Below are 24,252 nucleotides of genomic sequence, written 5' to 3'. Positions count from 1 at the left end.
ACTACGCCGCCTTCCTGGCTTTCGCTGCCGGCTTGGCAGTCTTCGAGGCCGTCTTCTTTGGGGCCGGCGACTTCCCCGCCACCTTGGCTGGCTCAGCGGATTTCGGCGATTTGGCTGCGCCGGCCTTGGAACCGAGGCTCTGGCGTAGCAGTTCGCTCAGGTCCACGACGTTGGAGCTGCCGAGGTCCGGCGCTTCCTCGAAGGGCTCGACCGTGGCCTTGTCTCCCGCCTTGGCCTTCTTGTCGACGAGGGCGCGGACCGCGCTGGTGAAGTCGTCCTTGAACTCCTCTGGCTTCCACGCTGAAGTCATCTGGTCGATGAGCTGCTGCGCAATCTTGAGTTCGGCCGGCTTGAGGCTGTTGGCGGACGCGCCTTCTTTGGGCAAATCCAGCGCATCCGGCGACCGGATTTCTTCGGCCCAGCGCAAGGTTCCCAACATCAGCGCGGGGCCGGCCGGAATGACCGCCGCGAGGTGCTCCTTGTTATGAAGCACGAAGCGCGCGATGCCGATGACCCCGGCTTTGGTCAGCGCTTCACGCAGCAGGGCATACACCCGGTCGGCCTTGCCTTCCGGCGCCAGGTAGTACGGCCGCTCCGTGTAGACGAACGACACGTCCGTGGCCTTGACGAAGCCCTCGATCGCGATGGTCTGCGTGCGCTTCGGGTACGCGGCCTTGATCTCGTCATCGGAGAGGACGACGTACTCGTCGCTCTCCAGCTTGACGCCCTTGACGATGTTCTCCTTGTCGATCTCCTTGCCGGTGCGCTTGTTGATGCGCTTGTAGCCCACCGGGTCCATGGTGCGCTTGTCGAGCCAGTCGAAGTCAATCTCCTGCTCATCGGTGGCCGAGTGCAGCGACACCGGGACATGCACCAGGCCGAAGGAGATCGCACCCTTCCAGATGGATCGCGCGCTGGACTTCGGCTGGGCAGAGGTTTTTGAGGTGGCCATGGGTTTCCTAGGTGAGCTTTAGAAGCTTGCGAGCAGCGGTGAGCGTCTGCCTGGACTTCCAGTAGTCCGCCCAGGGATCGGTCTTTTCGAAGGAGAGGTGCTCGCGCGCCGTCGCGATCGACCATTGCGCGCCGCTCTTGAGCTCGCGCAGTTGGTCCCAGTCGATGGGCACGGACACGCCCAAGCCCGGGCGTGCACGCGCCGAGAAGGCCGCGGCTGTCGTCTGGCCATGGCCGTTGCGCAGGTAATCGATGAAGATCTTGCCCACGCGGTTGCTGCCGCCGCTCTTCGCAACGAAGCGCTGCGGGATGGTCTTGGCCATGTGCATTACGACAGCCTGCGAAAACGCCTTGACCAAGTCGTAGTCCAGCTTCGGCGCCAGCGGCACGACGACATGCAGCCCCTTGCCGCCGCTGGTCTTGATCCAGCTCTTGAGACCCAGTTCTTCGAGCATGGTCCGGGTCAACTCTGCCGCCTCCTGGACGTGGGCCCAGGTGACGCCTTCGCCAGGATCGAGGTCGAAGACGACACGATCCGGATCATCGATCCGCTTGGTCGTCGAATTCCACGTGTGGAACTCCACGACATTCAACTGCGCAGCGCTGATAAGGCCGTCAATGGAGTCCACCGTCAACAGCGGCTCATGGCCAGGCCAAAGCTTGGCATCGAGCTCGGTCAGACCGGTGATCTTGGCGTCGGAATGCTTCTGGAAGAAGAGCTGGCCAGTGATGCCCTGGGGCGCCCTGACGAGTGACACCGGACGGTGCCGCAGATGCGGCAGGATCCTGTCGGCCACGCTCTCGTAGTAGTGCACCAGGTCGATCTTGCGCAGCCCAGTCGACGGATCGATCACGCGGTCAGGGTTGGAAATCTTGATCGAGGTGCGAGGCCCGGCGGCGGATCTGGCGGATGGCTTGGCTGCAACTTCGGCATCCCCGGGCGGTACCGAGGCCTGCTCACGCCGGATCGACTTCGCGGGCTTGTCGGTGCGCACGCCTCGGAACGTGGCATGCCGGACCTTGCCGTCCGGCGTCCATTCGGCAAAGGCCACTTCGACGACCATCTCCGGCCTTACCCAGCGCTCCGTGCCGCGCGGGCGCTTTGACCACCGTCCCGGTTTGGTCTCTTCAGGAGCGACCGCCGGTTTGTCGATCTCCAGCTCGACCAGCTGTGCATGCAGCTCACCGCCTTTGTTGGAAGACCACCCGGTCCCGACCGAGCCCGCGGCACGAAGCTTTCCGCCATCGTCGTAATAGCCCAGGATCAGCGCGCCAACCTCCTTGGCGGAGCTGGTGCGATCCGTGAATCCAACCACCACGAACTCCTGGCGACGCTGGCATTTGAGCTTCAACCAGGATTCGCTTCGCGCGGACACGTATCGCGAACTCGCATCCTTCAGCATGACGCCTTCCAGCCCGAGCTGGCATGCGGCGTTGAGGACGGCCGCCGGTGACGTCGGCAGCTCGTCACTGAACCGGATCCGATCTGACCCATGGTCCTTGAGGAGTTCCTTCAACACGGCTCGCCGGCTTCGCAGCGGCACCTCGCGCAGGTCGGTGTCCCCGAGGAACGGCACATCGAACAGGAAGAGCACGATGTCCTTCGTGCGCGCGTTGTCGAAGGCGTTTTGCAGGAGATTGAAGTCCGGCACGCCGTTCTCATTCATCACGACCATCTCGCCGTCCAGCCAGGCCTTGTCGATGCCGATGGCTTCGATCTCCTGCACGAGTGAGCTGAGCTTCGCCGTCCAGTCATTGCCGTTGCGGGTGAGAACCTGGGCCTTGCCTCCCTTGATCTTGACCAGGGCCCGGTAGCCGTCCCACTTGTTCTCGATCACCCAGCTACCGCCCACGGGCGGCGCTGAAGTCAGCGTCGCAAGCTGCGGTTTCAGGGATTCAGGGAAGCGTGCCTTGACTGCTTTGGACAGGTCGGGCCCGGCGGCCGAGGAGGCGGTGGCTACCAGCCGAGGCTCGCGCTCCTCAACGAGACCGAGCGGCTTCTCCACGACGCTGTCCGGCAGCGCGGTGATGACGTCGTACTCGGCAACGGGCCGCGCCCAGGCGTCGCCGCGCTTCTTGAGGAGCAACCACTGGTCCTGCTTCTTTTCACCAGGCTTGGAGATGCGCACCAATTCCCACAGGCCAGCGAGTTTCTGGCCGTGCAGTTGGAAGATGAGCTTGCCCTTGGCCAAACCCTCGCGCGGGTCGCCCACGGGCTCCCAGGTGCCGCGGTCCCAGACGATGACCGTGCCGGCGCCGTAGTGGCCCTTGGGAATGTCACCCTCGAACGTGTTGTAGCTGACCGGATGGTCCTCGACGTGGATGGCCATCTGCTTGGTCGCCGGGTCGAAGCTGGGTCCTTTGGGAACGGCCCAGCTGACCATGACGCCATCCAGCTCCAGCCGAAAGTCGTAGTGCAGGCGCGATGCCCAGTGCTTCTGAATGACGAAGCCCAGATCCTTGGACTTACGGCGGCCTACCTTGCCCGCCGGTTCGGCAGTCCCGGTGAAATCACGCTTCGCGTTGTAATGGGCCAGCGGCACATCCACCGCAGCGGGCGGCAGTGCTTTGGAGCCACGCTGGCCAGGCGTTTTCACCGCCTTCGCGGCGGGCGGCTTTCGTGCAGCGGCCGCTTTGCGCGCGGGGGAAGTGGCTTTTGGCCTTGGCGACGCGGCTCGCGCCGAAGTCCGTGGCGCGGTGGGCATGGGTCAGCTCCGCACGCCTTTCAGATACTGCTCAACCTCGGCGGCTCGGTCGCCCACCTGGGCGACCGCCTGCTTGACCTGTTCGGTGGTGACGCCGAACTTCGCGGCCCAGTCGCGCAGTTCATAGTCCTCGTTGACATTGATGCGCTGGCGGTCCTGGCCGCCGGTCTTCGATTTGTCGTCTGCCATGCCTGTGCTCCATGAATGGCGTGGGATGAAAGCGGCCCGGACACCCGGGCCGGCGTCGTCGATCAGTGCGGGTCGCCTGCCTGGCCCATCAGTTCGGCCTTGCGCGCAGCGATCTCTTCGCCGATGGCATCCAAGTCGAGGTCCGACTTGCGCACCTTGGGGAACATCTCGCCTTCCTCTTCCTTGACGTGGTGATCGATGTACTCGCCGAGCACCTTGACCTTGGCGTCATACAGCGGATCGTCCGGCGAGCCTGCCTCGATCTGGGCGATCAACTCCTTGGCGCTGGCGTGTTCCACGTCCGCCTCGTCGACCAGGTCCTCGTCCTCGCCGAGCACTTCGCGGGCGCGCGGATAGAACAATTCCTCTTCGGCCGTCGCGTGGGCCGTGAGCATCACGCAGATCTGTGCGGCCACGACCTGCTTCTCGCCGGCGTCGGCTTCCGCCTTGACGAGCTTGTCGTATTCCTTGAACAGCGCCTTCACCTCGCGGTGATCGGTCATCAACAGCTCGATGGCGTCGGGCGCATCGCTGCGTCCTGCCTTGGCAGCCGGTGCGGTTTTAGTGGATGCGCCTTTGGACGCCTTGGCTGAGGTTTTCGTTGCGGTGGGCATGTGACTTCCTACTAGCTAGTGGCAAAAAAGCGGCGCCCGGAATGGGCGTCGCGGGGTCAGTCGGCGTCGGTGGGCGCCGGCAGTGAGGTGTCTTCAGCACGTGTCTCGCCTTGCTGGCGAATGCGTTGCTGTTCATCGGGTCGCTGGGCTGCATCGGTTTGTTGCTGCTGCGGGTGCTGCGGCAGCCGGGTTGCGGGAGGCTCCCATGGACCGGATGCCGGGGGTGCGCTTTCTGCGGAGCCGCCGGTTTGGCCTTGGCTGTGGCTCTCCACGGGCGTCTGCGATTGAGCCTGCACTTGGTCGCAATGCTGCTGGACCTGGGCAGACACCTCCGGGTGGGGCGTCTGACCGACATGCGATAGAGGATTGCTCATGGCTGGATTCCTTCCACAGATCGCCGGCAAGCGCCGTGCCTTCTGGCTCCGGCACGCGGATGCAGAGATTGCGGCAGCTCGGCCAAGGCCCTTGTCGGACAACGCCGTACTTACGATTTCGGGCTGGCATGCCCCCTGGAGCCCACCCGGGAGAGACGGGTCGCCATGGGTAGCTGCAGGCGCTGCAGTTGCGCGCCGCTCAGGCGTCCAGCACGTCCCTCAGCTTGGCTGCCAGGTCGTCGAAGGAGAACGGCTTGGTGATGAGATGGACGCCGCGATCGAGCCGTCCCTGGTGGACGATGGCGTCTCTGGCATACCCCGTCGTGAACAGCGACCTGATTCCAGGCCACAGTTCGTTCGCCCGTGCGACAACGTCGGCGCCCGTCATGCCGCCGGGCAGGACGACGTCGGTGAAGACCAGATCGACTCGTGAAGCGCCCAGCATCGCCACGGCCGACGGGCCGTCGACGGCCTCCGTGACACGGTAGCCGAGCTCGCGCAGGGCGCCCACCGTATAGGCGCGTACGTCGGCATCGTCTTCGACGACGAGCACGCTTTCACCGGACGCTTCAGGTGTTGGAGGGGTGTCGTCCAGCGCCGTCGAGTCAGGAACAGCGTGCAGGCGTGGCAGATAGATCTTCACCGTGGTTCCGGCGCCGACTTCCGAATAGATGCTCACGTGGCCGTGGGACTGGCGGACGAATCCGTAGACCTGGCTCAAGCCAAGTCCAGTGCCCTTGCCCTCGGGCTTCGTCGTGAAGAAGGGTTCGAAGGCCCGGGAGACCGTCTGCGGGTCCATGCCCGCACCGGAGTCGGACACGGCGACCTGAACGTACTCGCCGGGCGCCAAGTCGGCGTGCCGGGCCGCGTATACCTCATCGAGATAGGCATTTGCAGTCTCGATGGTCAGCTTCCCGCCGTCAGGCATTGCGTCGCGCGCGTTGACGGCCAGGTTCAGCAGCGCGCTCTGCAGCTCATTGGGATCGGCTTCGACCGGCCAGACGGCGCTCGCAAGCGCGGTTCTGAGTTCGATGGTTTCTCCGAGCGAGCGCTTCAGGAGCTCCGAAGTTCCTTGCACCATGACGTTGACGTCGACAGGCTTCGGATTCAGCGGCTGGCGCCGCGCGAAGGCCAGCAGCCGCTGGGTCGACTCACCGGCCCGCTTGCCTGCATTGAGGGCGGCCAGGGCAGCGCGCTTCTGTTTCGCCATCTCATCGGGCAGCGTTCTGGACAGCAGTTCCATATTGCCCACGATGACCTGCAGGATGTTGTTGAAGTCGTGCGCGATGCCACCCGTCAACTGGCCCAACGCCTCCATCTTCTGAGCCTGGCGAAGCGCCTCGGCCTGCTGCATCAATTCATCGGTCCGCTGTCGAACGAGGGTCTCGAGCTCGTTGTTGAGCTCGCGGAGCGCGGCCTCGGCGCGGCGGCGTTCGTCGATTTCCCGCTGCGTCGCGTCGTGCAGCCGCACGTTGTCGATGGCCACCGCGGCCTCACCCGCCAGCCCGGCCAGGCCTCGCTCGGACTCCGCTGTGAACACGCCGGCCCGGGAGTGCCCAAAGAACAACCCACCCAGGACTTCGCCGGATCGCGAGATGACCGGCACGGCCAGGTAGCTGCGCACCGGCAGATGCCCTTCGGGCATTCCTCGGCGCGGTGCGTTGTGACCGTATCTGGGGTCCAGCGTGATGTCATCGGACCGGACGATCCCCTTGCCCTCGAACGTTGGCGCGAAGACGGCCGTGTTCCTCGGCATCGGGAATTTTGAGAAGGCCTCACGCGGCACGCCGGACAAGCTGTAGAGCATGTAGCTCTCGCCGTCGGCGTTGATGACGTTGTAGAAGAAAGCTCCGAACTCCGCCCCTGTCAGCGCGACGCCGGCGTCGGTCGCCGTCTGCACCACCACTTCGAGATTGGTCTCGCGCGCCAGCGCCGCGCCCGCGCGGTTCAGAAGCTCCAGTGCCCGTGTTCGTTCGATCAGCTTGAGCTCCACTTCGCGCCGGGCGGTGCGGTCGCGCAGGACCTTCACGAAGCCTGCCTCGGGCTGGTCTTCGTACAGCCAGCTCGTTTCGCCAATCGCCCAGATCCGCTGACCATCACGGCGCAGTCGCCACCCTTCGGCGCTGGCGGAGCCCTTTCGCGCCGCTTCCGCGATCTCCGCGTGCAGCGCTTGCTCGCCACCTTCTCCCTCTGAAAAGATGCGACCCAGCGACTGGCCCAACATCTCCTGCTCCGTCCAACCCAGCAATGCGCGAGCTCCCTCACTCCAGCCCGTGACGAGACCCTCGGCATCGATGGTGATGATCGCCGTCTGCGTCGCCCGATTGAGGATGCGTCGGTAGCGATCGATCACCGCGTCCTTCCATTCCGCCTGAAGGTTCTCGGCAGGTTGGCCGAGGGTGAGCGGGATTTGCCCGGCGGACTTGTTCATGGGTGGCCCCTGATGCGTGCCCAAAAGATTATGGGAAGGCTTGGTGCCTTGGCCGCTAACGAGCCATGGACATGTAACTTGTTTGGGGTAGGTCGTAGGGAACTTCCTACGAATCGATCAGGCGACGAGCACGTGTGCATGGCGAGCTGGCGAGCTAAATTTGTGACGTCGCAAGCTAGGACAGATGCCCGACGGCAACTTGAACGGCCCACCGACAAAGGCCCGATGCTTCCACGCATGGGGCCTTTTCTATGGATGCGTTTTTGCGGTGTGCCATGGACAGGATGCAGGTTGTATGGCTCGTGCTCTTGGTCTTGCTGGTGTTGGCACTGGTGCTTGACGGCACGCGCGCGTTCAGTGACCAACCGGCGGATGCCGAAGTCAAAGGCCCATCCGATCCTGAGCAGGTTCGAGAGCCGGCACCCGAGGCAATGCCTCCCCAGCCTGTCTGGGACCCAGCGTGGCGGTATGACCGGCGCTTCGCATGACAGTCGACCAGCCGAAGCCAGCATGCCCGCATGAGCACCTCGAAAGACGAGCGACGCGGCACAGCTCGCCGGCCCTTTGGGCACGAAGATCCAGCTGCATATCCGGGAAGGCCTGCTGATGGACGCTCGTACGCTGAATATCAGCGAAAGCGGGATGGCGATCGTGACCGATGGTCCCCTAGTGCCCGGACTTGTCTTGACATCGCGCTGCCACCTGCTTGTCGCGGGCGAGCGGGTGGAACTGGCGACGCAGGTCCGGGTCGTACACAGCGTGTTCAGCAACGCAGACGGGGATTCGCAGTCGGCTTGGTGTTCGTGAACCCGTCGGCTCAAGCGATGTCGATCATCTCCAGTGCTTTGTCGGCCGTCCGGTGACGCCTGCCAGGCGCTACGAGTTGAGATCAGCCGGAAGACACTCGTGTCGCCCGCACATGCTCGGCCTGAAGTTCGTTCAATGCCTCCAGCTCGGCAGCCAGCCAGAAGACGTTTTCCTCGGCCCGAGTCAGCTCGGTCTGAAGATGGACCAGCTCCGCCCCTGAGACGCAGTCTCTGCCTTCGGCGTCCACGACGGCCTTGCGCGCCGCGCGCGCCAAGATACGCGCGTTCTCCAATTCGCCCCGTTTTTCCTCGATTCGCTGCTGATACATCGTTCAGCTCCCAACGCCATCCAAGCCTTGGCGCAGAACGCAGACGTCGAGCGGTGGGTGCTGCAGGGCATGCCGCTCCACCAGCACCAAGACGACTGCCTCTTTTGTGCGTCGCCGCTCAGCGAGGAACGGCTGGCGGCGCTTCGAACCCACTTCTCCAAAGACCTGACCACCCACGCGGACGCTATCGCCACCTGTCTCAGACTTTCACATACCGCTGTTGATGGCCCTGTTCCGCCACTACCGCCTCATCGGCACCGCCGCTTCGGCGTCCCTGGCGCATGCCAGGCGCGACCTGATGTCCGGCGATTGGCCTGATGAGATCGCCCAGCGCGTCGCGCCCGCGTACGCCGGTGTCATGCAGCAGGTCCTGATACGGGCCCAGTACGCGGGTTCACCGACCGGGGATCCGCGCGCAGCGCCTGATCGCGCCTACCGGCTCGCGCGCAGCGTCAGGAGCTGGGTGCTGCCCGAAGCGCTGCAGGAACAGCTCGAGGGCGCGCAGCCGTTCAAGGCAGAGGCTCACCGCGCGTTCTCTCGCGCCTGGTGCGAGAGCAGCGCCACGCGCGCGAAGTTCGCCAGCGCCGCCGCCGAGCACCTGGTTGAGAGCCGCGCCCATTGGCCCGAACCCCACCGCGCGCTCGTGGAACATCTGTGCACGTTCACGCAGTGCTTCGGGGGCGTCCACACCTGAGAAGAACCTGGGATGCGCGGTCGCGCCCCGCTAGACCTCCAACCACTCGAAGCTCGGGCAGCCATGGCGGCCCTGTGCATCCCCTTCGATCGGCAACGCCATCATCTGACGGCAGATCGGCGACAAGTTGTGCATGCCGTTCATGATGGCCGTGTACAGCACCTTGGGGTTGCCGTTCAGCGCCTCCTGCAACTGCAGCAGCATCTGTGTGTAGTGCCGGTTGAAGCTGTCGTTCAGCGCGGCCAACGAAGAGCCTGCTGCGTAGTTCGCGCTTTTGGCATTGACCAGGATCGGATACGCCGCCGCATAGTCGACCTCGATCACCGGCCCACTGGGGGTTTCGGTAGGCAGGTCCGTCGGCAGGTATCGCCGGCCGTGTCGGATCTCCAAGAACCGAAAGTAGTGCGCCACCTCGAAAGGCTGACCGAAGTGCGTGTCGTCGCCATCATTGAGCGACGCCGGAGCGCCCTCCCCCTGGTGCATCACGATCTCCAGGGCCTGCTTGGCCGAGGCCAGTCCGGTCACTATGACCGGCTTGCCACCAGCGGACCAGTAGTAGTCGGCCGCGATCTGGCGCGCCGGATCGCCCACGAAGAGCTCCCCTGGTGCCGCGGCATCGATCTCCTCAAGCAACGCGACGATGCCGCTGTAGAAGTCACCAATGGTGAGCGCCGGCACCGTCAGCTCGCTCTTCTTGAAACCCAAAGCCTCCAGCTTGCGCTTGCTGGGCTGCTCGATCTTGATGAAGGTCTCGATCGTTGCCTGGGAGAACGGCGCCAGGTCCACCGGAAACTTCCGGTCCTCGAAGGTCTTGCCTTCGAAGTTAAGCGTGAACGGATACGGCGGCAGACTGTCCTGCGTCAGCTGCACCGTTCCACCGATGCCGGAGACGACGTTGGAGACCAGCGCCATGTGCAGCATCTCCTCCATCACGACGCTGCGGATGATCTCGGCGGCGGCCCGGTTGCTGGACGGCTTGATGCTCAGCAGCGCCGTCAGGTAAGGCGGGATGATGGCCAGCTCCAGCTCGATGGCGATCTGGAGCCATTCGAGGAGCTGCGCGCGCTTCGCGGTATCGATGCTCATCGTGTACTCCTTACGCAGGCCGCGCGGCCAAATGGTCGCCGAGGCGCAGCGCCAGGGCTGTCAACGTCAGCGTCGGATTGATCGCGCCGATGGACGGGAAGCTGGCGTTGGAGCAGACGTAAAGGTTCTCGACGCCATGCACGCGCAGGTTGGCGTCAATGACGCTGTCCGCGTCTGACTGTCCCATCCGACACAGCGACCCCGCGTGGTCGGCTCGCCAGGAGATCGATGGCTTGCCCGAGAGCGTCGCACCCATCTGACCGAAGATGCGCTCAACCTGGGTCTGGATCGACTGCATCCGCGCATCAAAGGTGAAATCCTTGGTGTAGTCGACGCTGGTTTCGATCAGGCCCAACTGGTTGCGCTTGTCGCTGTTCAGCACCCGGTTCTCCGGCTTGCCGAACACCTCCAGCATGCCATGCAGCTGGATGTTGTTGGCACCGATCAGGCGAGCATCGAGTTGATCCCGCGTCTTGCCGGACTGCATCGCGGCGACCAGCTTGGGGTTCACTGTGTCGGGCGGGTTCACCAGAATGAACTTTCCGCCTGGCTGTTCCGTCACGCTGTCGAAGTGCCGGCTGCACAGCGTGGGAAAGTTCATCTCCGCCTGCAGCTTCAGCGGGTTGGCCGGCAGAGCCGCGGTGAAGATGAAATAAGGGTGCGTCACCAGGAACCGGCCGACCAGGTCGTTGTCATTGCCCACGCCCCGCGGCCAGTCAGCGGATGTCGAGCGCTGCAGCAGCTTGGCCGACTCGATCGCGCCTGCTGCCACGATGATTCGTTCGGCCTCGATGCGCTGGGGCACTGGCGAATCCCGTGTGATGTAGGCGACGCCAGCCGCCCGCTGCTTGGAAGCCAGGACGATCGACTCCACGATGACGCCCGTGCGCACCTCGAAGTTCGGGTAGTCGTTCCACTCCACCATGTCGTTGAGGTAGTTCGTGGCCGCGAACCGCGCGCCGAACGGGCAGTACTTGCAGGTGCCCGTGGTCTGGCACGGTGCATGTTTGGAGGTCGTGTCTGTCACGCCATGCCGCGCAATGGGCAAGTGGCTGTACGTGACCCCCAGCGCTTCCATCGCATGAGCCACGGGTTGGTCTTCGAGCGAGTATGGGAACGCGGGAAATGGATAGCCGTCGCTGCGCGGCACGGTCGGGTCCTTGCTGTCGCCAGACACGCCGATGTAGTGCTCCGCTTGGACGTAGTACGGCTCGAACTCCGCGTAGCCGAAGGGCCAGTCCGCGCCGTTGCCCGTGCGGGTCTTCAGTTCGAAATCCTCTGGCTTGAGCCGGAACGACCATCCTCCCCAGTGCAGCGTCGAACCGCCGTAGGTCAGCAAGCGTGCGCCCATGAGCGGGACCTCGGTACCACCCACGCTCTTGTTCTCGCCCGGGTTGTCCTTCTGCGGGTAGTCCAGGTCCCGATAGCGGTCGTACGGCAACTTCCCTGTGATCAGGTAGTTCTCCCAGAGCGCGAAGTCCTTGGTCTTCACGCGGTCGCCCGCCTCCAGGATCAGGATCGAGGCCTTCGGGTTCTTGTCCAGCAGACGCTGGGCCAGTGCGGCCGCGACAACGCCAGAGCCAATGATGAGGGTGTCAACCGCCATGCTGGTCCTCCATCGGCCGATAGGGAACTGGCGCGCCGGGTGCGTTTGCACCACCGAAGTAGCCGGGGTAGTTCAGCGCCCCGAACGCCAGGAAGCCACCCAGCGCCATCTGCAGCGCCACGAACTCGTTGGAGACCTTCTGCCGCGTCAGCGCTAGCGGCGTGCTGGGCGGCGCGAGGTTGGCCTGCGCATCGGTGAAGAGGAACTCGTAGGCCGCATCCTCTCCCTTCTCGGCGATGAGCTGGTCGATCACCGCACGTGCTGTCGCGTAGTAGTCCTTGTAGTTCGGGTCGAGCGCGACCCGGTTGGTCATGAAGGAGTACAGGCGTGACTCGTAGGGTTTGGCGTCGTCCAGATTGCGCCAGAACTTCCCGATGTGCACGAATAGCGCCCACATGGCGCGGCGTACGTCGTCATCGGCGATCGGAAGCTGATCGCTCAGCGGATGGTGTGCTCGGTCTTGGTACACGTACAGCCTCCGTTGCCTAGGAAACACGGGAGCGCGCGGGCCTGGCGTCGCCCGGCGGGATCACAACTCGATGTCGGCGACCAACGGGCAGTGGTCCGATACCGCCAGCAGCGGGTCTGGCAGGCTTGGCGGCTTGGGCGACAGGGACGCACCCAACGCGCCAATCGGCACCTTGCTCGTACTGCGCACGGCGCCAGCCAGCGACTGAGAAACGATGATGTGATCCAGCCCGACGGGGTTGCGGCAGCCCAGCCCGGTCTTGGCGGTCAGCACCTTGCGTTGGCTGGCGTCAAGCAGGCCGGACTTGGCCGCCTCGCACGCCGCAGCGACAGCCGGGTCGCCGCCGCAGGTCGGCGCGAGCAGCACTGCCTTCGATTCGGGTGGCGCGCCGTCGTTGACCTCCAGTAAGAGGTTGCGCGTGAGAACCTTGCCGGCGCGTGGCTTGGTCAGGTCCGTGCTCCCGTCGCCCCGGACGGCCTCGGCGCCTTTGACCAGGTTCGCCTCATGCCACAGGTTGCGGTTGAAGTCGCCGAGGACCACGAAATGATCGACGCCGCGGGCGAGTTGTTCGAACTCCTCCTCAAGCGGCGCCACCTGCTGCTGCAGGATCGGACACGGGTCATCGGCACCAGCGTTCTGGTCAAGCTTGCCGCGCTCCAGCGGCGAGACGCAGCCCGACTTCAGGTGCACGGTGAGGAAGCGGACCGCCTTGCCGTTCAGGCGCAACGTGACGGTGTAGCCGGGGCGCACTTGGAATTCCGCCGGGAGAAAAGGCAACGCCATGGGCTTCACGGCCGCACAAGGCTCGACCGCCATGCCCAGCGTCTTGCGCCACGCGAAGGCCAGTCGCTGAACCTTGTACTGCCCATCAAACGAGCAGACGTTGTAGTCGCTCGCTGCGGCCCCAAGCGCCTCCTGGACGGCCTGGGTGCCTGAGACTTCCTGCAGTGCGATGACATCCGGGCGGACGTCGTTGGCGAGCATGCGCGCGATCTGCGCATCACGCTTGATGTAGGCCGCTGAGGTGACCGCAATGCCCTTGCGAGCGGGATCTTGGTAGACGCCGCATGGCGGCTGCACCGACAGATCCACACCTTCAAGCTTTGCACGCGACTCGGTGATGCTCCACCCGGGCATGGCGCCTGGCGCATCGGCGGAGACGACCTCCCACACGAGATTGGCAGGGTTCTTCACGAAGGATTTACTGCACTGCGCCGTCCAGCCGGTCAACTCCGCTTGCGAGACATGCCATCCAAGGTTCCATGTCACGATGCGCAGCGGCGCTGCGCGTGCGGACTGGGAGTAAAACGCCAAGGCGGCCGCGGCCAAGATCGTGCACGCGCGCGCGCATGTCGAATTCATCATCAAGGTTCCTCTCCTCGGTGATCAGCCACGGACGTCGATGCAGCGAGTGCGCGCCCTGCCTTGTCGGATCAGCCTAGCAGGCCGTTCGATGGACGTAAATGGCCGACAAACCCGACGTCCATCGTCAGTGCGAAGGTGTCGAGTCTCCTCAAGCTGGCGCGGTGGCCTGATGAATGCTGCGGCTTCACCGGCAGGCACGCGATCTCGCGGATGTACCCAAGCCAGTCCCCGATCTCCGCTACGGTTGTCGCCATCGCTCATGTACTTATACTTAGCGCGCTGGCTGCAGGAAACGTTGGCTTTGCCTCCACCCGCAGACTAACGATAGGCCGAGAAGCCCACCCTAACCCGGTGGGCTTTTTCCATTCATCCGGCCTATGGCCCCGATTTGAACGAACACCCTGCTGGGCTAACTACGCCGCGTCCACTCGCGGCCTGAACTATGGATGCGCCACAGCCCATGAACGCGCACTGCCGCGGTACTCAAAGTTGATGATTCAGGCCTGCGGCATTGCGCTCTAGAGTGCCCCCGGCTCTGCGGCCTCGAACGGAAAGCATCGATGCAGGAACTTCAAACGGTGGTGACCGATCCACCTGGCGCGTCGCCAATCGGTGAACCTGCTGTCCTGGCCATCGCCGTTCCGACGGGGCCAAAGATCCTGCTCCATCTGATGACCTCCCCTGCAGGCTTCAGCCTGACCGAGGATGAGCAAACTCAGCTGCAACGCATCCAGTTGGAATGGCAGATTGCGCTGCTTGGAGTATCAGCGGGCCTCCGCAAGGCGGAAGACGCGACGGAAAACTCCGTGGCTGACGACATCGCGAGGCTGATCGATGCGGCCGCTGCAGCCGACCGCCAGGTTAACGAGCAAGTCCAACACCTGCTCGGGCCCGGCAGATACCGGCGCGCCGCTCTGGCAACTGCGACGAGTGTAGAGCAGGCCTTGACACCGCCAGCCGAAGAGAAAGCGACCAGCAAGGACGAGAAGACCGCCGAGATAGAGCTGGCGACCAAGGTGCTCGAACGGTTGATGGGCTGGGCCAAGCTGTTCGCGGGCGTGGTCGCTGTTCCCGCCGCCCTGATCGTTGCGTTGTTGGCCATGTTGGGCATCAGCAAGTACTCGGACTTCACCTCGCTTGTCACCAAGAGCGAAGAGCAGCTCCAAGGCTTGGTGAGCAGTGCCACGAACAAGGCCGCAGCCTTGGAAGCCAAACTCGCGGACGTGAACCAGAAGCAGACCCAGGCCGAGCAGAAAATCGAGACGTTGTCGAAGGACCTGAAGGACGTGCGCGAACGACTGGCGTTCCCCTCAACGACCCAATCTGTCTTGACACCCGAAACGCAAAAACAGATCGAGAAGGACTTCGCCGCCTTTCAGGCGTACATCGTCGGCCTTGGGTACGCGCCGAGCGGCTCGACTCTGCAGCTCAGGATCACCAAGGACAAGAACGCACCGACCGCGACCTACCAAGAGGGCAACATCGTCATGCAGGAGGCAGCTGCCAGAGACCTGCAGATGATCTATCGCGAATATATGCACCATGTGCTGTATTCGAAGATGGACATCAGAAACGTTGGCCCTGAACGGAGCGCGCTCGAGTCAGGCATCGCGGACTATCTTGTCGCGAGCTACACCGGCGTGTCGAAGCTCTACCGCATCTCATATGGCAAAGCCATCGACTTTGACGGAGCCCAGCGAATCCAGCCTGTTCTGGACCATGGCGAGCGGTTCACCGCCGGAGCGGCCTGGACGCACCTCTTTCTCAAGCTCCGGACGGTCTTCGCCCGTGAGGCCGTGGACAAAGCGCTGCTGAGCTCATGGTTTGACGTGCCGAAGACAACCGACGAAAAGGCCGTGCCTGGGGAGATCGTGGCAAAACTGCTATCCCGCCTGGCCCCCAACGCCACCGACCCCAAGCGAGCGATCTTTGTGAAGATTGCGAAGGACCGAGGCGCACCTCTGCCAACGGGCATGTAGGCATGGGCTCCCGAGGCGATCATGAGTGATGAGAAGCCCAAGCAGGCGCTACCGCAACTCGCTGAGATTGAAAGGGCCGTCGGCAACTTGGCGCGGCTCAGCCATGCGGCGTCGGCGATGGTGGTGGCCGCGGCCCTTGATCGGATTCTTGAAGAAGCGTTGTTCACCAAGATGGCGGTTCAGAACCGCGAGATGCGCGACAAGCTCTTCAGTGACCACGGCGTCCTCCGCGACTTCAGCGCGAAGATCGACGTCGCCTTCGCCTTCGGCGTGCTGGACCGTCAACACTACAAGCTGATCACTGCCATCCGCAGGTGCCGAAACGCGTTCGCCCATTCGAAGGCCATCCTGAACTTCGAGAGCGCCGAGATTAAGGAGATCCTCGGTGAAGGGCCTCCGCAACTGGCCTTGGTGGTCGACGACACCCACTTCCGCGCAGTCGCGTCTGCCATCGAAGCGCATATTTGCAACGCGGTGGCCCTGCCTATGCAGGGACAGATCGCCAGCCTCGAGCCAGACCTATAGGCAGCGCCTTGCTGGCCACGTCGGCTGTGTCGGTCAAGCGCCCAACTCTGTCTGCGGCGTCGGCCGGTCCAATGGAAAGAAGTCGACGCTCAGCAAGACAACGCCGGTGCAACTACGCCCCTCCCTGCGATGAGCCCAACTGGCGGACGCGGAGAACCACGCCTTCTTTGGTGAACTCGACCGAGGACACGATGCCGTTCTCGTGCAGGCGGACCCTCTCCTTGGGCCCAATGCCGGGATAGTCCTTTGCCGGTTGGTAGTCCACGAGCGCAGCGACCGTCACGATGGTCGAATGCAGGCCCGGCTTGTCTTCGGCCGCCCAGTTGAAGAAGGACCAGGCATACAGGGACAAACCTGCCGCCCCAGCCAGATGCGCGAGTCCGATCCAAAAGGCGCTGTGTTCGAGGCGCGCCCGGAAAGAGGAACTGAGCACAAGAGCCGGCACACCGACCAGGTAGATGGGTGCAAGCAATAGGTAGACGATGAGCGCCCATGCCGGCAGGTACAGCACGAGCGCGAAGAACGCGACTGTCAAGTCGAAGTCGTGCGCCGGCAGGCCCAGCGCGGAAGACACCTGATACCGGGCGACGGCGGTGGCGATCAACGCTGCAAAAAGGTGCAGGACGGTCTTGGTGACCTTGCCCAGGCGCGATGACCATTTGGCTTCAACAATCGGCCATGCCCACACGACAAAACCCAACACGAAGCCGTTGACCGCCACGTACAGGCCACCGCTCACGAATGGATCCGGGTGGAAGAGGTTGACCACTGCAAACAGCAGCAGCAGGGTCAACGAGCCCAAATAGATCTGCAAATACCGTGGCAGGCCGGCCACCTTGTCCGCTTGGGATTGCAGCCAGCCAGTGACGTTGAATCGACTTGGTTTTGGTGAGTTCATACGACCACGTTAGTGGCGCGTTAGCTCACCAGATGAGCCACCTATATGGTTTCTTCGAGCGTGTGTCGATCTGGCGACTGTGTCGTTGAGGTGCCCGGCGCCTTCAGTTACATCCGCCCAGATTGCCGAACTCCGCGCTGGCCGGTTGGCTAGGACGCTTGTGTCGCGTACCCTTTTGCTAGGACATTTGTGACGCCGACCAACGACAGAAATCACCCGGGTTTTCAACCTAACCCATTGTTTTTAAATGACAATCCTTGGTTGCAGGGACGGGGTCATTTTTGTCGGACAGCTATTTCCGAGCGCTTGAGGATGACCTGGGCGGGCTCCGGTCGTACAACCCGGTTCCCTGCCTGACGCCGCGACAGCTGGACGAATGACACCAGCCGCGGCGGCAGGCAGCCAAGGAAGGCCCATCCATGACCCTCGCGAGCGCGCCCAAGCAGTTGCCTGCGTCGGCGCCTGGCCCAGACTCCCGGTCCGTGCGTCCATTGAAGGATGCGCTGGCTGGCATCGTCGGTCCCAGCCCCTCGCTGTGCGCGCTCCGCGAACGCCTGCCGATGCTGGCACGCTCGAACTGCAGCGTGCTGATCACCGGCGAAACCGGCACGGGCAAGGATTGCGTGGCGCGGGCCCTGCATGAGCTCGGCGAGCGGCGCAGCGGGCCCATGGTCAGCATCAATTGCGCGGCCCTGCCTGACACGCTGCTGGACAGCGAACTCTTCGGCTACGAGCGCGGTGCCTTCACCGGTGCCCACGCGGCCTATCCCGGCAAGATCTCGCTGGCCAGCGGCGGCACGCTGTTCCTTGACGAGATCGGCGACATGCCGCTGCATGCCCAGGCCAAGCTGCTGCGCGTGCTGGAGACGCGCGAGGTCTTTCCCATCGGCGCGATGCGCAGCCGGCATGTGGACGTGCGCATCGTCGCGGCCACGCACTGCGCGCTGGAACAGGCGGTGCGCAAAGGCGCCTTCCGCGCCGATCTGTTCTACCGGCTCAACGTGGCCCGCATCGAATTGCTGCCGCTGCGCCAGCGGCCCGAGGACGTCGCACCGCTGTTCGAGCATTTCGCGGGTCAATTGGGCGAGCCCCCGGTCCGTATCACGCCGTCCGCCATGGCCCTGATGCAGCAGCATGACTGGCCCGGCAATGCGCGCGAACTGCGCAACCTGGTCGAGTCGGCCGGACTGGTCTTCGACGGCAGGCCTCTCGAACCTGCCGAACTGCCACTCGTGAACATGAAGCCGCCGGCCGACGATGAACCCCGCCGCGTCATCGCCGCCCTCGAACACTGCGAATGGAACCGCACCCGGGCTGCCGAGATGCTGCAATGGTCGCGCATGACGCTGTACCGCAAGATGAAGCAGTTCCACATCGCACCCGAGCCGGTCCGCACTGCACGTGCACCGTAACACCGGCCTGTGACACCTCAAGTGCTTGATTCGCCGTGGTTTTTTCGGCGCGGCGTCACATCCTCGCTGTGACACGGTTCACAAACAGGCGCGCAAGTGATTGATTCATAAGGGTCGGCATCTGCCACCCCGCATGGCACGCACCTTGCGCCATCAGGCGCATGAAGTCGCCAACCGACGTTCGACGTGACTGGGCTGCCGAGGGCTGCCCGGCGGCCGGCGCCTCGGGCGGCTATCAATACGCCAACCAGTTCGAGGTCGGCTTCAGCCGCAACGAAGTGCTGTTGCGCATGGCCCAGGCCTATGAGGGCGAGGCAATCACGCATGGCATGCCCACGCGCGTGGTCATGACGCCGTCCTATGCCATGGCCTTGCTGCAGTTGTTGTCGGAAGCCATGCAGCGCTACGAGGCGGAGTACGGCCCCGTTGTTCCGGTCGGCTCGGGCGTCGTGCCCCAGGACTCCACCTACTGACCCGTCATGGCCAACGAGTCCGCCCTCCTCTCGCTGGCCGAGTCCCTGGCGCAAAGGCTGGACAACGCCTGGACGCCGGCGCTGCGGGCCTTGCATGGCGATGTCAGCTTCCAGGCCGTCGGCAGCGGCGCCCTGCTGGCCGACCTGAACGTGCAGGGCGCCGTGCTGTCGGTCTGGCCCTACCGCGTCACCATCAACGAACAGATGCGCAACCTGAGCGCCAGCGACGCGCGCCGCACGCCGGGCCTTTCCAACCGGCCGCTGTCGCTGGATGTGCATCTGCTGTTGTCCATCTGGTCGGCCAACACCGCGCTGGAACTGTCCGTGTTCGCCTGGGTGCTGCGCGAGCTGCACCGCCAGCCCATCCTCGATGCGTCCACGCTGTCCAGCAATGGTGGCTGGTCAGCAGAAGAGGTCGTGCAGCTGATCCCGGCCGAGATCACGGTGGAAGACATGATGCGCATCTGGGATGCCATCGCGCCCAGCTACCGGCTGAGCGCGCCTTATGTGGCCCGCATCGTGCAGCTGGATGTCGAGGAGCCGGACGCGCTGCCTGTCGTGGCGCGCCGCTTCGACTATGGAGGCGTGCCCGCATGAGCGCGGTCTTCCACAGCATCGAAGCCGACGTGCGCCGCGTCTGGGGCGCCCTGCGTTTTGCCGACGCCATGTCGGGCCACACCGTCGCCGGCCCGCTGCACGTCGAACTGCCCGGCGCCCGGCTGCAGCGCAACAGCAGCGGGCTCTTCGTCGTCACGGCTCTGGACGACGTCGCCAATCTCGCCGCGCGGCGCGACTACGAAAACGCCTTCGACCCCATCCCGGCGGCACCGGCCATCGCCCTGCCCGGCACGGTCAGCGACCCCGGCGGGCGTTATCTCGCGCGACGCTTCACGCTGGCCCTGCCCCGCTCGCCGCTGCCGCCCGCCCCCGGTGCGACGCCGCCGCTGTTTGAAGCGGCCACCATCACCCTCGACCCCACCGCCGCCACCGCCCTCCTCCCCACCTGGGCCGCCCTGCGCCTCAGCGTGCGGCGTGCCGGAGCACCGGCGGCCCAGGCGGCCATCCGCGTGCACCGCCCCGGCAGCGACACCGTGCTGGGCCGAGGCATGACCGACGCACGCGGCGAGGCCCTGGTGGCTGTCGTCGGCGTTGCCCAGGTCACACCGGGTGCCGACGAACTGGTGGTCGAGACCGAAATCGCCGTCGAGATCGTCATCAGCGCCGACACCGCCCTGGCGCCCGGCGCCCTCGTCGACCCCGACCTGCTGGCCGCGCGCGCCCCCGGCGCCGGCCTGTCCCGATTGACCGCCACGCGCAACCTCGCCAGCGGCCGCATCGAAGTGATGAACCTGACGCTCCCCTGAGTCCTGCTTGACCGATTGAAGGAGGCACACCATGCCCGAATACCTCGCCCCAGGCGTGTACGTGGAAGAAACCAGCTTTCGAGCCAAGTCCATCGAAGGCGTGGGCACCAGCACCACGGCCTTCGCCGGCCCGACACGCAAGGGGCCCATCGCCACGGCTGAGCTGCTGCCCGAGATCCTGACCAGCTTCGCCGATTTCGAACGCATCTACGGCGGCACGGCCAACCTGGACCTGCAGGGCGACACCCTCAACTTCCTGGCCCACGCGGTGCGTGCCTATTTCAACGAGGGCGGCTCGCGCCTCTACGTCGCGCGGGTCTTCCTGGAGCGCGGCGTCAATGACTCGGGCAGGGCGAGCACGGTCGACCTGCGCCCTGCCGCCGTCGCTCCCGCCGTGTTGGCGGCCGAGGACGACACCAACCGCATCCGCTTCGTTGCCCGCTTCCCCGGCGCCAGCGGCAACGGCGCCGTGCCGACGCGCGAACAGCCCCAGCTGCGCGGCATCCAGACCCGCGAGATCATCGCCCCCGCACCGCAGCGCGTGCTGGACAGCGCGCCGCTGGGCTCCATGGCCCGCAGCGGCACCGGCGCGCCCTTCAGCTACTTCGTCAAGCGCGCCGATGGCTGGCATGCCGTGGACACCGCCGGTGCCGACGCTGCCGTCACGGCCCCCGACGCTGCCGCCCAGGCCGCCGTCGCGGCCGCCGGCAACCAGACCCAACGCGACGCCGCCGCGGCTCTGCTGGCTTCCGTCTCGCTGATCACGCTGGCCGTCATCACGACCGATGCCGACGGCGGCAGCCTGGCCATCGACGACCTGGGCTATGACCGCGCTCACCCGCGCTGGCTGGGCACCGTCATGCCGCTGCAACCCAACCGGCGCGTCGACCAGATCGAGAACCTCTACGCCGCCAACCTCGGCAGCGCCGTCAATGGCCTGCAGTTGCTGACCGCCCTCTTCCCCGGTGCCGCCATCGCCACCGGCCGGCGCGGCTCCTTTGTGTTGACCGGCGGCAACGATGGCGCCGAGCCCACCGATGCCAGCTACACCGGCGCCTTCGCGGCCCTGGCCAAGCTCGACGACATCGCCATCGTCGCCGCGCCGGGTTCCAGCGCCTACGACTCGCGCGACGCCATCCGCAATGCCCTGATCAGCCACGCCGAAGGCCGGCGCATGTACCGCATCGCCGTGCTGGACACCGACACAGGCCTCAACGCCGGCGCCGCCCGTGACGCGCGCGCCGCCATCGACAGCAAATACGCCGCGATGTACTACCCCTGGGTCGTCATCGCCAATCCCAATGCCCGGCCGGGCCGCGACGACATCCCGCGCGAGATCGCCCTGCCGCCTTCTGGCTTCGTCTGCGGCATCTATGCGCGCAACGACATCGAGCGCGGCGTCTTCAAGGCACCCGCCAACGAGGTCGTCCGCGGCGCCTTGCGCTTCGAGCGCGACGTCAGCTTCGGCGAGCAGGAGGTGCTCAACCCCCTGGGCATCAACTGCCTGCGCTACTTCCCGGGCCGCGGCTACCGCGTCTGGGGCGCGCGCACGGCCAGCAGCGACCCTGAGTGGAAGTACGTCAACGTGCGGCGTTACTTCAACTACCTGGAAGCCTCCATCGACCGCAGCACCCAGTGGGCCGTGTTCGAGCCCAACGGCGAGCGCCTGTGGGCCAACATCCGCGAAACCATCTCGCAGTTCCTCTACAACGAATGGCGCAATGGTGCCCTGCTGGGCGGCAAGGCCGAGGAGGCCTATTTCGTTCGCTGCGACCGCTCGACGATGACGCAGAACGACCTGGACAACGGCCGCCTGGTCTGCCAGATCGGCGTCGCGGCGCTCAAGCCGGCCGAGTTCGTGATCTTCCGCATCGGCCAGAAGACCGCCGATTCCAGAGACTGAATAGGAGCAGCTCATGGCACGCAAAGTCCCTTACGGCGCCTTCAACTTCCTCGTCAACTTCGACGGCGCGGAAGCCTTCGGCGGCTTCTCCGACGTCTCCGGCCTCGGCTCGGAAATCACCGTGGCCGAGTACCGCTACGGCAACGACGCCGAGAACCATGTGCGCAAGATCCCCGGCGTCCACAAGGTCGGCGACGTGACGCTCAAGCGCGGCATCATCAGCTCCAAGTCGCTGTGGGAATGGGTCAAGGAAACCCGCACCACCGGCGTCAACGCGCAGAAGAACATCTCCATCACGCTGCTGGACGAGGCCCGCAACCCGGTGCAGGTCTGGCTGCTGCGCAACGCCATTCCGCTCAAGTACACCGGCCCGACGCTGGCAGCCAAGGGCGGCGGCGACGTGGCCATGGAAGAACTGGTGCTGTCGTCCGAAGGCCTGGAGATCGAGGCCGCCTGACCGGACAACCGCCATGTACGGCTTGAGCTTCGAATCGACCCGCCCTGTCGAGCGCCCGCATCCGGCGCGCGCCGACATCGCGCTGTTCGTGGGCTGGACCACGCGCCGCGCCGGCGCGGCGCTGCCGCGGGCGACCTCGGACTGGCTGAACGCCCGGGGCTTCAAGGACCCCGCCCTGCGGGAGACCCTGCTTGGCATGCCGGTGCCCATCGACACCTGGGAAGCCTTCGACGGCCTGTTCGACTGGCATGCGCGCGCCGTGCGGGGGCGCAGCGAACTCGCCGACGACTGGCTGGGCCTGGCCGTGCGCGACTTCTTCACCAATGGCGGCCGCAAGGCCTATGTGCTGTGCCTGGGCCTGCCGTGGCCGCTGGGCTCGACACCCGCCGTGACCCTGTTCGACGCGCTGGACACCGCCATGCAGCAGGCCTGGACGCTGGAGGACGCCAGCCTGGTGCTGGCGCCCGACCTGCCCGAGCTGCACGCCAATCTGAACCACCCGCCCCTCCCCGGTGACCCGGACGTGACGGCCCTCGTGCCCGAAGTCTTTGTCGAATGTGGCACCGAAGCCTTTGCCACGCCGCCCACCAACGGCGTGCGCCAGCTCGCGGCGCCGCGGCTGTCCGACGCGGCGTTTGAGCTGTGGAACAGCAACGTGCTGAGGCTGCGCAACACCCTCGCCCGCCAGCGCCGCGACCTCATGTTGCTGGTCGCCGTGCCGCTAACGGCGCGCGACAGCCAGGCCGCGCGTCAGCTCAGCGATGCCATCACCCTGCAGACCAGCATGGTCGAATGCGCCACGCCCTGGCTGCTGCCGCTGCGCGAGGTGCGCACGCCCGAAGGCCTGATCCCGCCCGATGGTGCCTTGGCCGGCCTGATCGCCGCCTCGGTGCTGGCCAACGGCCCGGTGCGGCCGGCCGCGGGTCAGTCGCCCATGGGCGTTCTCGCCGTCGTGCCCCAGCCGCGCGACGAGGAGCTGCGCTCGCCGCCACCCGACCAGTTCCCCGGTTATCTGCCCGACCTCAACAGCCGCCGCACCGGCTGGCCGCTGGCAGAAACCTGCGCCCTGTTCGGCCCCACTGCCAACGGCATCCGCCTGCTCAGCGATCCGTCGCTGAGCGCCGTGCGCGAATGGCGGAGCGCCGGCGTCGTGCGCCTGCTCGGCCAGCTGCTGCGCACGGCCCGCATGGTCGGCGCCACCCTGGTCTTCGAGCCCTCAGGCGAGGCCCTGTGGGCGCGCGTGCGCAGCCGCTTCGAAGACATGCTGTCCAGCTACTGGCAGGCTGGTGCCCTGCGTGGCGCCTCGGCGGCCGAGGCCTTCACGGTGCGCTGCGACCGCAGCGTGATGACGCAGAGCGACCTCGACGCCGGCCGCGTCGTCGTGCTGGTGCAGTTCGCGCCCCAGGCGGCCATCGCCCACATCCGCATCGAGCTGGCCCTGGCCGAGGACGGCAGCGTCAACTGGCAGGACGCCGAGCCGCTCGTTCACACCGCGGAGGCGCTATGAAGCGCGCGGCATCCCATGCATTTCGGGCCGAGCGCTGGGCCGCTCCCGAGCCGGCCCGTCTGGCGATGTGCTTGCCGGTCAATCCGGCGAGCATCGCCGCCCCCTCGGGGGGCCG

At 65.4% G+C, this 24,252-nt stretch carries 23 protein-coding genes; 12 read left to right on the top strand and 11 right to left on the bottom strand.

Going from position 1 to position 24,252, the window contains the following annotated elements; translation table 11 throughout:
* Nucleotide 1 precedes the first annotated feature (1 nt).
* The 5 genes from ACS5PN_RS03555 to ACS5PN_RS03535 all read right to left on the bottom strand — a co-directional run bounded on the left by ACS5PN_RS03555 (nt 2) and on the right by ACS5PN_RS03535 (nt 7,264).
* The gene (locus tag ACS5PN_RS03555; protein ID WP_439462560.1) at nt 2-952 is read right to left on the bottom strand and encodes a Ku protein; all 951 of its coding nucleotides are present in this window, start codon (nt 950-952) and stop codon (nt 2-4) included.
* A gap of 7 nt (nt 953-959) precedes the next feature.
* Nucleotides 960-3,656 carry a DNA ligase D gene (ligD, locus tag ACS5PN_RS03550; RefSeq protein ID WP_439462559.1) on the bottom strand — a complete coding sequence of 899 codons (2,697 nt, stop codon included), beginning with the start codon at nt 3,654-3,656 and terminating at the stop codon, nt 960-962.
* A 3-nt stretch (nt 3,657-3,659) separates the two neighbouring features.
* Nucleotides 3,660-3,845, bottom strand: coding sequence for a DUF3606 domain-containing protein (locus ACS5PN_RS03545; RefSeq protein WP_439462558.1), 186 nt, complete (start codon nt 3,843-3,845; stop codon nt 3,660-3,662).
* 62 nt (nt 3,846-3,907) lie between these two features.
* Nucleotides 3,908-4,459, bottom strand: coding sequence for a hemerythrin domain-containing protein (locus ACS5PN_RS03540; RefSeq protein WP_439462557.1), 552 nt, complete (start codon nt 4,457-4,459; stop codon nt 3,908-3,910).
* A gap of 573 nt (nt 4,460-5,032) precedes the next feature.
* Nucleotides 5,033-7,264, bottom strand: coding sequence for an ATP-binding protein (locus ACS5PN_RS03535; RefSeq protein WP_439462556.1), 2,232 nt, complete (start codon nt 7,262-7,264; stop codon nt 5,033-5,035).
* Nucleotides 7,265-7,828: 564 nt separating this feature from the next.
* On the opposite strand from ACS5PN_RS03535, the gene ACS5PN_RS03530 reads away from it, so the two are divergent.
* Nucleotides 7,829-8,071 (top strand): PilZ domain-containing protein, encoded by a 243-nt coding sequence (locus tag ACS5PN_RS03530; protein ID WP_439462555.1) that lies wholly within the window; start codon nt 7,829-7,831, stop codon nt 8,069-8,071.
* An 82-nt stretch (nt 8,072-8,153) separates the two neighbouring features.
* Here ACS5PN_RS03530 and ACS5PN_RS03525 read toward each other — a convergent pair whose 3' ends face one another.
* Nucleotides 8,154-8,399, bottom strand: a complete 246-nt coding sequence (locus tag ACS5PN_RS03525; RefSeq protein ID WP_439462554.1) for a hypothetical protein — start codon at nt 8,397-8,399, stop codon at nt 8,154-8,156.
* A gap of 27 nt (nt 8,400-8,426) precedes the next feature.
* On the opposite strand from ACS5PN_RS03525, the gene ACS5PN_RS03520 reads away from it, so the two are divergent.
* Together ACS5PN_RS03520 and ACS5PN_RS03515 are read left to right on the top strand one after the other, a co-directional pair.
* Entirely contained in the window at nt 8,427-8,717 is a 291-nt protein-coding gene (locus ACS5PN_RS03520; RefSeq protein ID WP_439462553.1) for an AAA family ATPase, read from the top strand.
* Nucleotides 8,623-9,093, top strand: coding sequence for a hypothetical protein (locus tag ACS5PN_RS03515; protein WP_439462552.1), 471 nt, complete (start codon nt 8,623-8,625; stop codon nt 9,091-9,093). The genes ACS5PN_RS03520 and ACS5PN_RS03515 overlap by 95 nt, the downstream gene beginning before the upstream one ends.
* Nucleotides 9,094-9,123: 30 nt before the next feature.
* Here ACS5PN_RS03515 and ACS5PN_RS03510 read toward each other — a convergent pair whose 3' ends face one another.
* The 4 genes from ACS5PN_RS03510 to ACS5PN_RS03495 are packed head-to-tail and all read right to left on the bottom strand — an operon-like array spanning nt 9,124 to nt 13,619.
* Nucleotides 9,124-10,179 (bottom strand): ferritin-like domain-containing protein, encoded by a 1,056-nt coding sequence (locus ACS5PN_RS03510; protein ID WP_439462551.1) that lies wholly within the window; start codon nt 10,177-10,179, stop codon nt 9,124-9,126.
* 10 nt (nt 10,180-10,189) lie between these two features.
* Nucleotides 10,190-11,785 (bottom strand): GMC oxidoreductase, encoded by a 1,596-nt coding sequence (locus ACS5PN_RS03505; RefSeq protein WP_439462550.1) that lies wholly within the window; start codon nt 11,783-11,785, stop codon nt 10,190-10,192.
* Complete coding sequence (locus ACS5PN_RS03500; RefSeq protein WP_439462549.1) at nt 11,775-12,254, bottom strand: hypothetical protein; 480 nt, start codon at nt 12,252-12,254, stop codon at nt 11,775-11,777. The genes ACS5PN_RS03505 and ACS5PN_RS03500 overlap by 11 nt, the downstream gene beginning before the upstream one ends.
* A 60-nt stretch (nt 12,255-12,314) precedes the next feature.
* Entirely contained in the window at nt 12,315-13,619 is a 1,305-nt protein-coding gene (locus ACS5PN_RS03495; RefSeq protein ID WP_439463686.1) for an endonuclease/exonuclease/phosphatase family protein, read from the bottom strand.
* 560 nt (nt 13,620-14,179) lie between these two features.
* Here ACS5PN_RS03495 and ACS5PN_RS03490 point away from each other — a divergent pair.
* Together ACS5PN_RS03490 and ACS5PN_RS03485 are read left to right on the top strand one after the other, a co-directional pair.
* The gene (locus tag ACS5PN_RS03490; RefSeq protein ID WP_439462548.1) at nt 14,180-15,598 is read left to right on the top strand and encodes a hypothetical protein; all 1,419 of its coding nucleotides are present in this window, start codon (nt 14,180-14,182) and stop codon (nt 15,596-15,598) included.
* Between the two features lie 21 nt (nt 15,599-15,619).
* Complete coding sequence (locus ACS5PN_RS03485; RefSeq protein ID WP_439462547.1) at nt 15,620-16,123, top strand: MltR family transcriptional regulator; 504 nt, start codon at nt 15,620-15,622, stop codon at nt 16,121-16,123.
* 112 nt (nt 16,124-16,235) lie between these two features.
* On the opposite strand, the gene ACS5PN_RS03480 is transcribed toward ACS5PN_RS03485, so the two are convergent.
* Complete coding sequence (locus tag ACS5PN_RS03480; RefSeq protein ID WP_439462546.1) at nt 16,236-17,021, bottom strand: hypothetical protein; 786 nt, start codon at nt 17,019-17,021, stop codon at nt 16,236-16,238.
* A gap of 482 nt (nt 17,022-17,503) precedes the next feature.
* Here ACS5PN_RS03480 and ACS5PN_RS03475 point away from each other — a divergent pair, with 482 nt between their 5' ends.
* The 7 genes from ACS5PN_RS03475 to ACS5PN_RS03445 all read left to right on the top strand — a co-directional run bounded on the left by ACS5PN_RS03475 (nt 17,504) and on the right by ACS5PN_RS03445 (nt 24,137).
* Nucleotides 17,504-18,433, top strand: a complete 930-nt coding sequence (locus ACS5PN_RS03475) for a sigma-54 interaction domain-containing protein (protein WP_439462545.1) — start codon at nt 17,504-17,506, stop codon at nt 18,431-18,433.
* A 161-nt stretch (nt 18,434-18,594) separates the two neighbouring features.
* Nucleotides 18,595-18,906 carry a DUF3467 domain-containing protein gene (locus ACS5PN_RS03470; protein ID WP_439462544.1) on the top strand — a complete coding sequence of 104 codons (312 nt, stop codon included), beginning with the start codon at nt 18,595-18,597 and terminating at the stop codon, nt 18,904-18,906.
* Between the two features lie 6 nt (nt 18,907-18,912).
* Nucleotides 18,913-19,503, top strand: a complete 591-nt coding sequence (locus tag ACS5PN_RS03465) for a DUF4255 domain-containing protein (protein ID WP_439462543.1) — start codon at nt 18,913-18,915, stop codon at nt 19,501-19,503.
* Nucleotides 19,500-20,270, top strand: a complete 771-nt coding sequence (locus ACS5PN_RS03460; RefSeq protein ID WP_439462542.1) for a hypothetical protein — start codon at nt 19,500-19,502, stop codon at nt 20,268-20,270. The genes ACS5PN_RS03465 and ACS5PN_RS03460 overlap by 4 nt, the downstream gene beginning before the upstream one ends.
* Nucleotides 20,271-20,301: 31 nt before the next feature.
* Entirely contained in the window at nt 20,302-22,173 is a 1,872-nt protein-coding gene (locus tag ACS5PN_RS03455; RefSeq protein ID WP_439462541.1) for a phage tail sheath family protein, read from the top strand.
* Nucleotides 22,174-22,186: 13 nt separating this feature from the next.
* On the top strand, nt 22,187-22,630 hold the full coding sequence (locus ACS5PN_RS03450; RefSeq protein ID WP_439462540.1) for a phage tail protein: 444 nt from the start codon (nt 22,187-22,189) through the stop codon (nt 22,628-22,630).
* Nucleotides 22,631-22,643: 13 nt separating this feature from the next.
* Nucleotides 22,644-24,137: a hypothetical protein gene (locus ACS5PN_RS03445; RefSeq protein WP_439462539.1), complete on the top strand. Its 1,494-nt coding sequence runs from the start codon at nt 22,644-22,646 to the stop codon at nt 24,135-24,137.
* The last annotated feature ends 115 nt before the right edge of the window (nt 24,138-24,252 follow it).

The organism is Roseateles sp. NT4, assembly GCF_051857475.1.
In the GTDB taxonomy this organism is placed as follows: domain Bacteria; phylum Pseudomonadota; class Gammaproteobacteria; order Burkholderiales; family Burkholderiaceae_C; genus Pelomonas.
This window is presented reverse-complemented; position numbering and strand designations above follow the sequence as displayed.

Coding starts and splice junctions, on each gene's coding strand:
- ACS5PN_RS03545 (WP_439462558.1), bottom strand. CDS start 3,845: ATGGCAGACGACAAATCGAAGACCGGCGGCCAGGACCGCCAGCGCATC.
- ACS5PN_RS03510 (WP_439462551.1), bottom strand. CDS start 10,179: ATGAGCATCGATACCGCGAAGCGCGCGCAGCTCCTCGAATGGCTCCAG.
- ACS5PN_RS03465 (WP_439462543.1), top strand. CDS start 18,913: ATGGCCAACGAGTCCGCCCTCCTCTCGCTGGCCGAGTCCCTGGCGCAA.
- ACS5PN_RS03485 (WP_439462547.1), top strand. CDS start 15,620: ATGAGTGATGAGAAGCCCAAGCAGGCGCTACCGCAACTCGCTGAGATT.
- ACS5PN_RS03515 (WP_439462552.1), top strand. CDS start 8,623: ATGGCCCTGTTCCGCCACTACCGCCTCATCGGCACCGCCGCTTCGGCG.
- ACS5PN_RS03540 (WP_439462557.1), bottom strand. CDS start 4,459: ATGCCCACCGCAACGAAAACCTCAGCCAAGGCGTCCAAAGGCGCATCC.
- ACS5PN_RS03460 (WP_439462542.1), top strand. CDS start 19,500: ATGAGCGCGGTCTTCCACAGCATCGAAGCCGACGTGCGCCGCGTCTGG.
- ACS5PN_RS03490 (WP_439462548.1), top strand. CDS start 14,180: ATGCAGGAACTTCAAACGGTGGTGACCGATCCACCTGGCGCGTCGCCA.
- ligD (WP_439462559.1), bottom strand. CDS start 3,656: ATGCCCACCGCGCCACGGACTTCGGCGCGAGCCGCGTCGCCAAGGCCA.
- ACS5PN_RS03480 (WP_439462546.1), bottom strand. CDS start 17,021: ATGAACTCACCAAAACCAAGTCGATTCAACGTCACTGGCTGGCTGCAA.
- ACS5PN_RS03455 (WP_439462541.1), top strand. CDS start 20,302: ATGCCCGAATACCTCGCCCCAGGCGTGTACGTGGAAGAAACCAGCTTT.
- ACS5PN_RS03495 (WP_439463686.1), bottom strand. CDS start 13,619: ATGATGAATTCGACATGCGCGCGCGCGTGCACGATCTTGGCCGCGGCC.
- ACS5PN_RS03450 (WP_439462540.1), top strand. CDS start 22,187: ATGGCACGCAAAGTCCCTTACGGCGCCTTCAACTTCCTCGTCAACTTC.
- ACS5PN_RS03525 (WP_439462554.1), bottom strand. CDS start 8,399: ATGTATCAGCAGCGAATCGAGGAAAAACGGGGCGAATTGGAGAACGCG.
- ACS5PN_RS03470 (WP_439462544.1), top strand. CDS start 18,595: ATGAAGTCGCCAACCGACGTTCGACGTGACTGGGCTGCCGAGGGCTGC.
- ACS5PN_RS03445 (WP_439462539.1), top strand. CDS start 22,644: ATGTACGGCTTGAGCTTCGAATCGACCCGCCCTGTCGAGCGCCCGCAT.
- ACS5PN_RS03555 (WP_439462560.1), bottom strand. CDS start 952: ATGGCCACCTCAAAAACCTCTGCCCAGCCGAAGTCCAGCGCGCGATCC.
- ACS5PN_RS03535 (WP_439462556.1), bottom strand. CDS start 7,264: ATGAACAAGTCCGCCGGGCAAATCCCGCTCACCCTCGGCCAACCTGCC.
- ACS5PN_RS03505 (WP_439462550.1), bottom strand. CDS start 11,785: ATGGCGGTTGACACCCTCATCATTGGCTCTGGCGTTGTCGCGGCCGCA.